Below are 12,563 nucleotides of genomic sequence, written 5' to 3'. Positions count from 1 at the left end.
ACTTCCTATTCCAAGCCTGCTGTTTGTGCTTTTGAGAGGTCTCGTCAGTGCCAGAAATTATGCCGCCGCAGCTTGCCGGCGTGCAGCAGCGTCCCTTCTACGTCAAAGCCCGTTCCATCATCACCGCCGTCAGTATTCTGTGGCTGATCCTGGCCGTGGCGGGGTATGGCTCCTTCTCTGGCGGTACGACGTCCCTGGCACTTTCGCTGGCGCTGATGTACGGCACAGGCATGGCGATTCTGGTTGTAGCCTCCGCGCTGTACCGGCTCGTGAAGCGGTCCGCCGTGCGCCGGATCGAGACTGCACCCCAGGACGCAGCTGCAGCGGCATTCGTGGACGCCACACGTTTCGCAGCCGAAGAGATCCGGTCAGCCCTCAGCCCTTCGCGCTCCGGCAGCGTGCCGGCAGCATCGGCCTGGAAGGCAGGTGCTGAGCAGCGTGCTGCTGCGGTCCCTGTGTTCCGGGAGCCGGGCGCACAGGATCCTTCCCTTCGGAACTCTTTGGCGGAGCAGGCGCTCATAGGGCCGGCCGCCGGTTTTGCCGCTGCAGGCCAGGGGCGCGTCAGCGAACCAAAACCTTCCGGACAGAAATCCTCAGCACCGAAGTCCTCAGCACCGAAGCCCGCCGCGCCGGAAGCTGCCCGGCCGGCCGCCGGCGGCGCGATGGACAAGCAGCCCGCGGGAAGGCCGGCCGCCGGCAAGTCCGTGGTGAACAAAAAGGCATCGTCCAAGAAGAAGAAGTCCGGCAGGCCCCGGACCGGACAGCTTCCCGCTGCGCAGGGGAAGCCGGGAGCCGCAGCCCCGGATATGAAGCGCGCAGCGTAGGCATCCACTCACTCTCAGGAAGTTGCCAGCTTGCTGACAGGAGCTTTCCAGACCGCTGTCCTAACGTAGTTAGTACCTCATAAGGGTGCGAGTGATGAATGGATAGCGTAGTGAACTATCCGGCGCCGGCAGACTAGGGTTGTTCCCCCCAACCAACCCCACAGTCTGCCGGCGTTCTTCATGTCCGGCGTTCTTTATGTCTGGAGTCGTTTCCCAGCGGTCTGCCCCGGTTTCTGTCCGGCGAGCCCGGCCGCTCGTGTTCCGCCGCGGCCCGTTTGGTTCCGGCGTCGGCCGGTGATTCTGCCGCGGTTATCCGGCGTCGAAGCCGCTGAATTCGCCGGTTGCAGGGGAGTGGTGCTCCTGAACACTTTCCACGACTCCCGGCGCAGAGGGAGAGCGTACCCATAGCAGCAGTCCATCCAGTGCAGATGGCAGCCCTTCCGCGGTGATCACCACGGATCCGTCCGGCATATTGACTGCGGTTCCCCTCAGGTTCAGCTTGAGTGCCTGCCTTAGGACCCGGTAACGGAACCCGACGCCCTGAACGACTCCGCGGACCACTGCCGTAACGCGGACATCATCTCCGGGGGAGCCTGCAGATCCGGTACCTGTGTTCAGCGAATTCATGCCTGCAGCCTAGTGCAGCGGCTCATCCAGTACACCGTTGGCTGCTGCAAGCAGTTCGCCGCCGGAGACCAGCCGGTAGACAGCCTCGATCTCCGGTGCCAGGTAGCGGTCCGGACCCGGACCCTGGACTACGGCCCGGACAGCGGACCGCACAGCCGTGGAGACGGGCGCGCTGCGGGCCGTGGCAAGGCCGCCGTCGCGCATATCCAGTGCCCGCGCTGAGGTAAGCACCTCTACTGCCAGCACCCGTGCCAAACCGTCCAGCGACCGGCGCAGCTTCAGTCCGGCCGCCCAGCCCATGGACACGTGGTCTTCCTGCATTGCGGAGGACGGAATCGAATCCACCGACGCCGGAACCGCCAGCCGCTTGAGCTCGGAGACGATCCCGGCCTGCGTGTACTGGGCGATCATGTGGCCGGAGTCCACACCCGGATCATCCGCAAGAAACGCGTTCAGCCCGTGGCTGCGGTTGCGGTCCAGGAACCTGTCGGTACGCCGCTCGCTCATGGACGCGACGTCCGCGGCGGCGATGGCCAGGAAATCCAGGACGTAACCTACCGGCGCACCGTGGAAGTTGCCGTTGGACTCAACCCGGCCGTCGACAGTCACCACCGGGTTGTCCACGGCGGACGCCACCTCGCAGGCCGCTACCTGCTCCGCATGGGCCAGCGTTGACCGGGCGGCACCGTGGACCTGCGGGGCGCAACGCAGTGAATAGGCGTCCTGTACCCGGGTGAACTCGCCCGTCTTCTGTTCCTCCACCAGGACCGATCCGCGCAGGACGGTACGGATGTTCTCCGCAGATTCGGCCTGTCCCGGCTGGGGACGAAGGCTCTGCAGGTCGGCGGCGAACACGGCGTCGGTCCCCAGCAGGCCCTCGACGCTCATGGCCGCGGCAATGTCCGCGATCGTCAGCAGCCGGTGCAGGTCGGCGGTCGCAAGGACCAGCATTCCCAGCATCCCGTCAGTGCCGTTGATCAGGGCCAGTCCCTCTTTCTCCTGCAGCTCAAGGGGTTCCAGGCCGGCCGTGGCGAGGGCTGCGGACGCGTCCTGTTCCCGGCCGGCGGCGTCGCGCACCCTGCCCTCGCCCATCAGGGCCAGTGCGCAGTGGGAGAGCGGTGCCAGGTCGCCGGAGCAGCCCAGCGAGCCGTACTCACCGACCACCGGGGTAATGCCCGCATTGAGAAGCGCAGCGTACGCCCGGGCCACTTCCGGCCGCACTCCCGTACGGCCTGTGGCCAGGGTGGAGAGCCGGTTGAGCATCAGGGCGCGGATCACCTCGCGGTCCACTTCCTGTCCGGACGACGCCGCGTGGCTGCGCACCAGCGAGCGCTGCAGTATGGCCCGCTGACTGGGGGGAATCTGTTTTATTGCCAAGGCCCCAAATCCGGTGGAGACGCCGTAGTGGGGCTTGGAGTCAGCGGCCAGCGATTCGATGACGGCGCGGGAAGCCTGCATCGCTGCGATGGATTCGGGAGTCAGAGCCACCTTGGCCCCGGAGCGTGCCACGGCGAGGACCGCTTGCGGATCCAGCGGTCCTGTACCGACCTCGACGGGCAGGGCCGTATCCGGGGTGAAACCCTGAGGAGAAAGAACCAAGACCGTTATCCTGTCTGTTCGCCGGCCGTGCTGATCTGCCAGAGCACTATGAAATGCCACACAGTGGTATTGGCATTTCAACCAGTGAAATGCACCGGGCGGTTATTCGCAAGTGGCGCCGCCGCGGCCCGGGAACCGGATCAGGCACAATAGGCACATGCGCCCTGCTTCCGCCGCCTCCGTCCTCGATGCCGGAACCCGGCGCAGGCTGATCGTCGAAATCCTGATCGTGCTGGGGCTGTCCCTGGGGCAGTCAGGCGTGTACGCCGTCGTCCGCCTCATTGACAAGATGACGCAGGGGCCCCTGCAGGGCCAGACCACCACCCTCAACCCGGTCCTTGATGACAGTCCCGTCTTTGACCTCGTCTACCAGCTGCTGGGCATCTTCTTCTCCCTTGTCCCGGTGGCGCTGGTGCTCTTCCTGCTCACAGAGCCGGGCCGTTCAGCGTTCCGCCGCATCGGATTTACGTTCTCCCGGCCGGTACTGGACTTCGGGCTCGGTTTCGCCCTGGCGGCCGTGATCGGCGCGGGCACGCTAGGCGTCTACGCCGCGGGCCGCGCGATGGGCATTACCACTGCCATTGTCCCCGCCGCGCTGGACACCTACTGGTGGACCCTTCCGGTGCTGGTGCTTTCGGCGATGCGGCACGCTGTCCTGGAAGAGGTCATTGTGGTGGGCTACCTCTTCACCCGGCTGCGCGCGCTCGGCTGGTCCGTGCCGGCCATGATCCTCACCAGCGCCCTCATCCGGGCCAGCTACCACCTGTACCAGGGGATCGGCCCCGGAATTGGCAATTTCCTGATGGGGCTGCTGTTCGGCTACGCCTACTACAAGACGAAGCGTGTGATGCCGCTGGTTATCGCCCACGCCGTCGTGGACATCGCCGGGTTCGTGGGGTTTGCCCTGTTCGGATCCGCCATTGGAATTGGAGACTGACGCCTCGATGGCACTGCTGACACCCTGGGGCGAAGCCCTGGACCCGGAGAACGTGCTGCCCGAATACCCACGGCCGCAGCTGGTCCGCGGGAACTGGTTGAACCTCAACGGATACTGGGACTACGCCATCACTTCCGCGCGCCAGACCGATCCGCCGCAGTCCTGGGACGGCCGGATCCTGGTGCCGTTCTCGCCCGAGGCGCCGCTCTCCGGCGTCGGGCGCCAGCTGCAGCCCGACCAAGCGCTCTGGTACCGGCGCACCTTCACTGTTCCTGACGGGCCGGACGGGCGCGTGCTGCTGCACTTTGGGGCGGTGGACCAGTCCTGCACCGTGACGGTCAACGGGCAGCCGGCAGGGACGCACGACGGCGGCTACCTCCCCTTTACCCTGGACATCACCGCGCTGCTCGACGCCGGTTCCGCCGAGCAGGAGCTTCTGGTGCGGGTGCTCGATGCCACCGACACCAACGGGGCGTCCCGCGGCAAGCAGAAGCTGGAACGCGGCGGCATCTGGTACACGGCACAGTCCGGAATCTGGCAGACCGTCTGGCTTGAACGCGTGCCTCAAACCTGGATCCGGGACGTGGTGCTGACGCCGCTGGAGACACTCGACGGCGTCGAAATCACCGTGCTCGCCGGCGGTGCGCTGTCCAGCGGCTCCGCCGGCGCAGCAGAAGCGGTGGTCTTCGCCGACGGCGCTGAGGTGGCTTCAGCCCCGTTAGTTCCCGGCGTGCCGTTCCGGTTGGGCCTGCCGGAGCCGCGGCTGTGGAGCCCGGAGGATCCGTTCCTGTATGACGTCCGGGTGCGGCTCGGAGCTGACGAAGTCCAGACGTATTTTGGTCTGCGCACCTTTGGAGCCGGGACCGATTCCTCCGGCCATCAGCGGCTGCTGCTCAACGGCAAGCCGTACCTGCACCTCGGCCTGCTGGACCAGGGCTACTGGCCGGACGGGCTGTACACGCCGCCGTCGGACGAGGCATTGGTGTTCGACATCCAGACTGCCAAGGACCTCGGCTTCACCATGCTGCGCAAGCACATCAAGATCGAGCCGCTGCGCTGGTACCACCATTGCGACCGGCTGGGCATGCTGGTGTGGCAGGACCTGGTCAACGGCGGAATGGGGGAGGGCCGGGCACCTGAGCCCGTACCGCTGCCGGGCCGTGGCAGCCGCAGCGACCGTCGGTACGCCAAATTCGGCCGCAGCGACGCCGCCGGACGGGACGCCTTCCGGCGGGAGATGCGGGAAACCGCCGACCTGCTGCGCAGCGTCCCCAGCATCGCGCTCTGGGTGCCGTTCAACGAGGGTTGGGGCCAGTTCGACGCTGCGGACATCGCCCCCGAGCTCCGGAAGCTTGACCCCACGCGCCTCATCGACCATGCCAGCGGCTGGCACGACCAGGGCGCCGGTGATGCCAAGAGCCTGCACGTCTATGCGGTGCCGTTCCGGATCCGCCGGCGCTGGCAGCGCGACCCGAGGGCGATCGTGCTCTCCGAGTACGGCGGCTTCAGCCTTCCCCTGGACGGGTATACCTGGAACAGCAAGGTCTTTGGCTACGGCAAGACCCTGCACACCCGGGCCGAGCTGGAGCGGGCGTACACCTCGCTGCACCGCACCCAGATTGAGCCGGCGCTGCGGGAAGGCCTTGCCGCCACCGTCTACACCCAGCTCACCGACGTCGAGGATGAGGTCAACGGCCTGCTCACCTACGATCGGAAGGTGCTCAAGGTTGATCCGGAGGCTGTCCGCGCGCTGAACGCTGACCTTGTCCGTGCCTTCCGCGGGGACCGCTCCGCTTTGTAAGATCGCTCCACTTTGTGAAATCGCTCCGCCGCGCCGCGGAGCGATCTGCACAAAGCGGAGCGAACTCAGCTTCGGCGAGAACGCGGCCGGCCCGGGAGCGGCAGGCCAGCCCGCAGGAGCCGCTGCACCAGGGACTCCGGATGCGATGCGGGTCTCGAGATGTCGGCCCAGGACCAGCGGACAAAGCCCACGCCCGTGGCCCGGATGGCATCCTCGCGGCGTTTCTCCTTCATCAGGATGTCCCATTGCGGTGGAACCGCGGGGTTGCCCCGGCCGTACTTCAAGGCGCCGTCGAACTCTCCAACCAGGCTCTGCTCCGGCCAGAAGAAGTCGGCGCGGAAACGTCCTGCTGCAGTAACGAATTCATGTTGCAGGTCAGGCGCAGGGAATCCCTGCCTGAACATGACCGCCCGGGAGTAGGATTCGCCGGCCGACTCGGAACGCGCATCGGCAAAGCCAATCACGCGCACGGCACGGTTCAGCCTGCTCTTGTTCGGAAGGTTTTCCGCCAGCCGCAGCAGATGTTCTTTGCTGTAGCAGGGCAGCCCACGGGCCGGAGCGCTCCGCAGCACCTTGTCCAAAGCAGGAACCGCTGCCTCGAAGTCCAGGTACGCGGCTATGTCCAGGGCGGTCTGGGTACGTGACGTCATGCTCACGCCGGAGACCGCGTCGAGGGGTTCAAGCAGGTTCCTGACCGTCCACCGGATCCCTGCACGACGTCGGCCGTGGGAGGGGGCTTCGGCCAGGAGGAGCACCTCGGATGGAAGTTGAAGAAGGGGCATTCCCCACATGACGGCTGCAGATTCCTGCACAGGGATCCGGCGTTCCTGACCCTGGGCAACTGCTGCGCGGACCCGGACGCGTTCGCGTTCCCACGGCGCCAGTCCGTGCCAGGTTTCAGCATCGACATAGACCCCGGTGCGCAACCGCACGATGCTGCCCCTCCGGCAACTTTCGGCAAGGAGGTATCGGCCGGCCCCATAGGCATCGGCATCGGCAGTGAAAATCAACTCGGGTTCCATGCCCCAATAGTTGGAGACGCAGCGGCTAGGTCGTGGGGAGGGACCCCAATATGTGGAAAAGCTCCGGCTTGGGAGAAATCGTCCCCGGCGTACCGGAGCGATTTCCCAAACCGGAGCGAATCCGGAAACTAGATCTCGACGAGACCCTTCTCAGTGGCAAAGGTGACGGACATGATGCCGGGGGTGCCCTTGGGGGAGACCCAGGTGACGTCCACGGACTCCAGGGGCCTCTCAACCGGCATACCCAGCCACTCGGTCACCCGTGCGGCAGACCCGGCAATGGTGAGCGACTGCAGCGAGACAGTGCCTTCGAAGGCACGCGAGGGGTGGAGGTCGGCCTTGTCTTCATCCCAGCGCAGCATGTAGGGAACCTGCGGGTCCGCGATCAGGCCGTTGATGCCGATCTGACGCCAGGTGAGTTCCTGCCCGTCGGGGAACTTGCGGTTGCCGGGAACGGAGGCGCGGCCAAGGCGTTCTTCAAAGGGAGCCAGGTCCTCAACGGCAACACACCAGCCCATCCAGCCGCCTCCGGCTTCGGAGCGTGCACGGACGGCCTGCCCAAAGGGAGCCTTGTCCGATGCGGGATGATTCAGTACTTCAACAACCTCAACATACTGGTGGTTGGCCAGCGGGAGGATCATGTTGCGGGTACCAAAACGGGGGTGGACTCCGCCCTTGACGAAGTCGGTTCCCAGGGCAGCAGCAATGCGTTCCGTGGTGGCCAGCAGGCCGTCGGATTCGCAGGCGTAAGAGACGTGATCCAGGCGCATGCGAACATCTTGGCACGTTGTGACCTGTGTCTCGACTAAGGCAAGCCTAAGGAGCGTAATGAGCAACTTTCACGCTGCGTCATATGGGTTGCGCAACAGCGGGAGCGTTGGTTCTATAGGTACAGGTCATGAGTGCCAGCAGATAGCCCCGGCTTGCTGGCCGGCAACCCTCCAACCGCGGTGGGGTGCCCCGGGTGAAGACCTGGCCGTACGCAAACAGGCGTACCGGCAAGCGCGGGCCACACGTGTCGCTCCGGAGTATCCCGGACCCGACCCTGTGGGGCCCCTGGTCATAAAGGGAGCACAATGTCTGCCAACTGGTCCTTCGAAACCCGCCAGATCCATGCAGGTCAGGAGCCCGACGCCGTAACCGGTGCCCGCGCCCTGCCCATCTACCAAACCTCGTCCTTCGTCTTCCCCAGCGCCGAAGCGGCAGCGAACCGGTTTGCGCTGGCCGAACTGGAGCCGATCTACACCCGAATCGGCAACCCCACCCAGGAAGCCGTCGAGAACCGGATCGCCTCCCTGGAAGGCGGCCTTGGAGCCCTGCTACTCGCCTCCGGCCAGGCCGCCGAGACCTACGCCATCCTCAACCTCGCCCAGGCTGGGGACCACATTGTGGCCAGCCCCAGCCTCTACGGCGGAACCTACAACCTCTTCAAGCACACGCTGAAGAAGTTCGGAATCGACGTCAGCTTCGTCGCGGACCCGGACAACCTGGACCAGTGGCGGGAAGCAGTCCGCCCCAACACCAAGGCCTTCTTCGGCGAAGTGGTGTCCAACCCCCGCCAGGACGTCCTGGACATCGAGGGGATCTCCGCCGTCGCCCATGAGGCCGGGATCCCGCTGATCGTGGACAACACCCTGTCCACGCCGTACCTGATCCGGCCCATCGAATGGGGCGCTGACATTGTGGTGCATTCAGCCACCAAGTACCTGGGCGGGCACGGCACCGTGATTGCCGGCGTGATCGTGGACTCGGGCAACTTCGACTTCGGCGCCGACCCGGAGAAGTTCCCGGGCTTCAACACCCCGGATGAGAGCTACAACGGGCTGGTCTACGCCCGCGACCTGGGCGCCAACGGCGTCCTCGGCGCGAACCTGGCCTACATCCTCAAGGCGCGGGTTCAGCTGCTCCGCGACCTGGGCTCTGCGCTCTCCCCGTTCAATGCCTTCCTCCTGGCCCAGGGACTGGAGACCCTGAGCCTGCGCGTGGAGCGGCACGTTGAAAACGCCGTCGCCGTGGCGCGCTGGCTGGAAGCGCACGACGACGTCATTTCCGTTGCGTATGCAGGGCTGGAGTCGAGCCCCTGGTACGAACGGGGACGCAAGTACGGCCCACGCGGTACCGGAGCGATCGTGTCCTTCGAAATCGAGGGCGGAGTCGAGGCCGGCAAGCGCTTTGTGGACGGCCTGGAGCTGCACTCCCACGTGGCGAACGTGGGCGACGTGCGCTCACTGGTGATCCATCCGGCGTCGACGACGCACAGCCAGCTCGGTGCGGAAGCACAGGCAGCGGCCGGCGTCAGCCCGGGACTGGTCCGCCTGTCCGTGGGCCTGGAGCACATCGATGACATCATCGCGGACCTCGACGCCGGTTTCCGCGCCGCCAAGGGAGCATGAAGCACAGCGTGACAACGTATCCTCCTGCACCGCAGCACCCTGTCCGAGTACTGGACGGGGTGCTGCAGTATGCCTCGATCGGTGACCTGGCCCTGGAGACCGGCGGCGTCCTTCCGGACGTGGTGCTGGGCTACGAAACGTGGGGTGTGCTGAACGACGACGCGTCCAACGCCGTCCTCATTCCGCACGCCCTGACCGGCAGCACCCACGTGGCCCAGGGCTGCACGGACGAACCCGGCTGGTGGGATCCCCTGGTGGGTCCGGGCCGGACCATCGACACCAACAGGTTCTTTGTTGTCTCAATCAATATGGTCGGCGGCTGCTACGGTTCCACCGGTCCGGCATCGGCGGACCCGGACGGGCTGCCCTGGGGATCCCGGTTCCCGTTTGTCACCATCCGGGACTCCGTGCACGCCGAGGCCCGGCTGGCAGACCAGCTGGGCATCCGCCGCTGGCACACCGTGCTGGGCGGCTCCCTCGGCGGCGCCCGGGCACTGGAGTGGGCCGTCACTGAACCCGAACGGGTGGCCCGGTGCGCGGTCATCGCGGCGACGGCGGCAAGTACGGGCGAGCAGATCGCCTTCGCCCAGGCTCAGGTCGCTGCCATCCGGCTGGATCCGGATTACAACGGCGGGGACTACTACAACGGACGCGCCCCGCTGGCCGGGCTGGGTCTGGCCCGCCGGATCGCGCACATCACCTACCGCTCCGAGGCAGAACTGCAGTACCGGTTCGGCCGGACACCGCAGCCGGGGGAGGACCCGCTGGGAGCAGCGCTGCCGGCTGAGCGCGGCCGGTACCAGGTAGAGAGCTATCTGGACCACCAGGGCAAAAAACTCGCCGGCCGGTTCGACGCCAACAGCTACGTCGTCCTCACCGAGGCGCTGATGAGCCACGACGTCACCCGGGGCCGGGGCAGCCTGACCGAGGCGCTCGCGGGCACCCAGGCGCAGTTCCTGGTGGCAGCGGTGGACTCGGACCGGCTGTACTTCCCCGAACAGTCGCATGAACTGGCCGCAGCGCTGCCCGGCGAGAACCGCGTGCACCTGATCAATGCCCCGATTGGACACGACGGTTTCCTCACCGATGTGCTCCAGCTCCAGGATGTTCTGCGGCAGGACTTCTTCGCCTAGGAACTGCGCGGCACCATGGGGGGATGCGCAGTGCACCGCAGGAACCGCCGCGCAGAGCGGACGCCTGGCCCCGGCGCGGCACCGGCTTCCTCCGGGCAGCCTGCATCCTTGGCCTGGTCCATGCGGCGTTTAGCGCGTACTGGGCCTTGGGCGGGGACTGGCTGCTGGCCACGGTAGGCCGCTTCGCCGTGCAGAACCGGCAGGAGTCCCCGGCCCAGGCCGCCGCGGTCCTCGGCGGTGCCGCGCTGCTCAAGGCCGCTGCGGCGGTTATTCCGCTGGCCGCAGCCCACGGCAGGTTTCCGTTTCCCCGGCTCATCCGCGCGCTCAGCTGGGTAGGAGGCGCGGCACTGTGCCTGTACGGCGCGGTCAATACAGTAGCGGCGTCAGCCGTGCTGGCAGGCTGGATCCCCGCCGGTCCGGACGCCGATCTTGACGGGCTGAAGGGCCACGCCTGGCTGTGGGATCCGCTGTTCCTCGCCTGGGGCGCCGCGCTCCTGACCTACCTGGTGCTCTCGCGGCGGAAGCCGCAGCACCGGACTCAGGCCAGCCGGACGGCAGGACAGCCCGAACCGGACTAGCTCTGGCTGAGCGGCCCGGTTCCGGCACCTTCGGAGGAGCCCTGCGGCATCCGCTTGCCGAAGTAGGGGCCGGCATCCGGCCGCTTCGGCGAAATACCGTCACCGGAGGAGCGGCGGCGGACCCGGCGCATCACCCACGGCATGAGGTATTCGCGGGCCCAGAAGAGATCTTCGGAGCGCGCCGTCCGCCAGTTCTTGGGCGGCAGCTCCTTGACGACGGCGGGTTCAAGCGTATGCGGTACCTGGAGTGTCTCCAGCACCATGGCGGCGATGGTCTGGTGTCCCATCGGGGAAAAGTGCAGCCGGTCCGGCGCCCACATCTGCGGGTTGCTCAGCTCCCGCAGCGCCCACATGTCCGCAATGACGGCGTCGTGCCGCAAGGCGACGGTGCGCAGGTTCTCGTTGTAGATAGCCACCCGCCCGCGGACGCTGCCCAGCACCGGGGTGGCTCCAATATCCGGGCCGGTGAACAGCACTACGGTGGCACCGGTTTCGCGCAGCGCGGCGATGGTGGTGTCCATGGTTTCGGCCAGCCGGTCCGGATCCCCGCCGGGGCGGATGACGTCATTGCCGCCGGCGCAGATGGTCACCAGGTCCGGTTTCAGGTCGATGGCGGGCTGCAGCTGCTCAGCCACAATCTGGTTCAGCAGCCGGCCGCGGATGGCCAGGTTCGCGTAGGCGAAGTCGTCGTGCCCGGCGGCAAGCTCCTCGGCGAGGCGGTCGGCCCAGCCGCGGTGGCCTCCGGGGCTCTCCGGGCTGGGGTCTCCGATCCCTTCCGTGAACGAGTCGCCCAGCGCCACGTACCGGTTGAAGGGATGGTCGGGGTGCCCCTGCGGCGGGGCTGGCTGTACTGCCGGGTCGAAGCCGGTCTGCGGTGCGGACGGTACTGGTTCGGAAGGATGCTGCACGTTTTCGGTCACCAGACCATGATTGCCCGTGGGCGGCTGGCTACGCGACCGTAGGTTGGCGCAGCTGCATGCCAGAATGGGTTTTATGACTGAAATCTCTCCCTGGAACCCTGTTGTGCTCTTCTCCAAGCCGGAGGAAGAGCGGGCCGGAACGCCGCTGCTGGTGCTCTTTCACGGCTACCTGGCCAACGAGGAAGACCTCATGGGGCTGGCGCAGTACCTGCCGCAGGAGTTCACCATCGCGTCGGTGCGTGCCCCGCAGGCACTGGGGCCGGGGTACTCATGGTTCCCGCTGATGCACGAACCGGAGTATTCAGTGGACCGGGTGGTTGCCGCCGTCCAGGACGTCTCGGACTGGCTGGACGGCATCAGGGAGCAGCACTCCAGCGTGAGCCTGCTCGGCTTCTCCATGGGCATGGCCGTGGCCAGCACCCTGATGCGGCACCGCCCCGAGGAGTTTGCCGCCGTCGTCGGGCTCTCAGGTTTCGTCGTGCCCGCGGAGGGCAGCGGCTTCTTCCACGATGAGGAACTGGCCGCCCTGAAGGTGCCGTTCTTCTGGGGACGGGACCAGGCCGACCCGGTGATCGACGCCGAGCGGATCGAATACACCCACGCCTGGCTCAACGGCCACACCAAGCTCACCAAGGTGCTCTACGCGGGCATGGGCCACAGCATCAACATGCAGGAACTGGGACACGTGCGGGAATTCCTCACCCACACGGTCCTCGGCTCCCGGTAGGG

Annotated in this window: 12 protein-coding genes and 1 riboswitch; of the genes, 7 read left to right on the top strand and 5 right to left on the bottom strand. The window is 66.6% G+C overall.

What is annotated here, in order from left to right; all coding sequences use genetic code 11:
* Positions 1-47: 47 nt before the first annotated feature.
* Complete coding sequence (locus ACWGQ2_RS00175; protein ID WP_452013021.1) at positions 48-824, top strand: hypothetical protein; 777 nt, start codon at positions 48-50, stop codon at positions 822-824.
* Positions 825-1,133: 309 nt separating this feature from the next.
* On the opposite strand, the gene ACWGQ2_RS00170 is transcribed toward ACWGQ2_RS00175, so the two are convergent.
* Together ACWGQ2_RS00170 and hutH are read right to left on the bottom strand one after the other, a co-directional pair.
* On the bottom strand, positions 1,134-1,451 hold the full coding sequence (locus ACWGQ2_RS00170; RefSeq protein ID WP_452013019.1) for an acylphosphatase: 318 nt from the start codon (positions 1,449-1,451) through the stop codon (positions 1,134-1,136).
* 9 nt (positions 1,452-1,460) lie between these two features.
* On the bottom strand, positions 1,461-3,050 hold the full coding sequence (hutH, locus tag ACWGQ2_RS00165; protein WP_452013017.1) for a histidine ammonia-lyase: 1,590 nt from the start codon (positions 3,048-3,050) through the stop codon (positions 1,461-1,463).
* A 157-nt stretch (positions 3,051-3,207) separates the two neighbouring features.
* Here hutH and ACWGQ2_RS00160 point away from each other — a divergent pair, with 157 nt between their 5' ends.
* Together ACWGQ2_RS00160 and ACWGQ2_RS00155 are read left to right on the top strand one after the other, a co-directional pair.
* Positions 3,208-3,987, top strand: coding sequence for a CPBP family intramembrane glutamic endopeptidase (locus tag ACWGQ2_RS00160; protein ID WP_452013014.1), 780 nt, complete (start codon positions 3,208-3,210; stop codon positions 3,985-3,987).
* Complete coding sequence (locus ACWGQ2_RS00155) at positions 3,971-5,788, top strand: glycoside hydrolase family 2 protein (RefSeq protein WP_452013012.1); 1,818 nt, start codon at positions 3,971-3,973, stop codon at positions 5,786-5,788. The genes ACWGQ2_RS00160 and ACWGQ2_RS00155 overlap by 17 nt, the downstream gene beginning before the upstream one ends.
* Before the next feature lie 65 nt (positions 5,789-5,853).
* Here ACWGQ2_RS00155 and ACWGQ2_RS00150 read toward each other — a convergent pair whose 3' ends face one another.
* Both ACWGQ2_RS00150 and ACWGQ2_RS00145 read right to left on the bottom strand, forming a co-directional pair.
* Complete coding sequence (locus tag ACWGQ2_RS00150) at positions 5,854-6,810, bottom strand: hypothetical protein (protein ID WP_452013009.1); 957 nt, start codon at positions 6,808-6,810, stop codon at positions 5,854-5,856.
* A gap of 128 nt (positions 6,811-6,938) precedes the next feature.
* Positions 6,939-7,580 carry a VOC family protein gene (locus ACWGQ2_RS00145; RefSeq protein WP_452013006.1) on the bottom strand — a complete coding sequence of 214 codons (642 nt, stop codon included), beginning with the start codon at positions 7,578-7,580 and terminating at the stop codon, positions 6,939-6,941.
* Positions 7,581-7,704: 124 nt separating this feature from the next.
* Positions 7,705-7,821: riboswitch (SAM riboswitch) on the top strand.
* Positions 7,822-7,886: 65 nt separating this feature from the next.
* Between ACWGQ2_RS00145 and ACWGQ2_RS00140 the strand changes: the two genes are divergently transcribed.
* From ACWGQ2_RS00140 to ACWGQ2_RS00130, 3 genes are read left to right on the top strand one after another with little or no spacing between them, the layout of a single operon-like run.
* Positions 7,887-9,203, top strand: a complete 1,317-nt coding sequence (locus ACWGQ2_RS00140; protein ID WP_422402167.1) for a bifunctional o-acetylhomoserine/o-acetylserine sulfhydrylase — start codon at positions 7,887-7,889, stop codon at positions 9,201-9,203.
* Positions 9,200-10,336 (top strand): homoserine O-acetyltransferase MetX, encoded by a 1,137-nt coding sequence (gene metX, locus ACWGQ2_RS00135; protein ID WP_452013004.1) that lies wholly within the window; start codon positions 9,200-9,202, stop codon positions 10,334-10,336. The genes ACWGQ2_RS00140 and metX overlap by 4 nt, the downstream gene beginning before the upstream one ends.
* Positions 10,337-10,359: 23 nt before the next feature.
* The gene (locus ACWGQ2_RS00130) at positions 10,360-10,914 is read left to right on the top strand and encodes a DUF3995 domain-containing protein (RefSeq protein ID WP_452013001.1); all 555 of its coding nucleotides are present in this window, start codon (positions 10,360-10,362) and stop codon (positions 10,912-10,914) included.
* Here the strand turns inward: ACWGQ2_RS00130 and ACWGQ2_RS00125 are convergent.
* On the bottom strand, positions 10,911-11,714 hold the full coding sequence (locus ACWGQ2_RS00125) for an SGNH/GDSL hydrolase family protein (protein ID WP_452014451.1): 804 nt from the start codon (positions 11,712-11,714) through the stop codon (positions 10,911-10,913). The genes ACWGQ2_RS00130 and ACWGQ2_RS00125 overlap by 4 nt on opposite strands.
* Before the next feature lie 193 nt (positions 11,715-11,907).
* Between ACWGQ2_RS00125 and ACWGQ2_RS00120 the strand changes: the two genes are divergently transcribed.
* Entirely contained in the window at positions 11,908-12,561 is a 654-nt protein-coding gene (locus tag ACWGQ2_RS00120; RefSeq protein WP_452012999.1) for an alpha/beta hydrolase, read from the top strand.
* The last annotated feature ends 2 nt before the right edge of the window (positions 12,562-12,563 follow it).

Source organism: Arthrobacter sp. NPDC055585 (assembly GCF_053619115.1).
The sequence above is the reverse complement of the archived record's forward strand: the minus strand, read 5'-3'. Positions and strand labels throughout refer to the sequence as shown.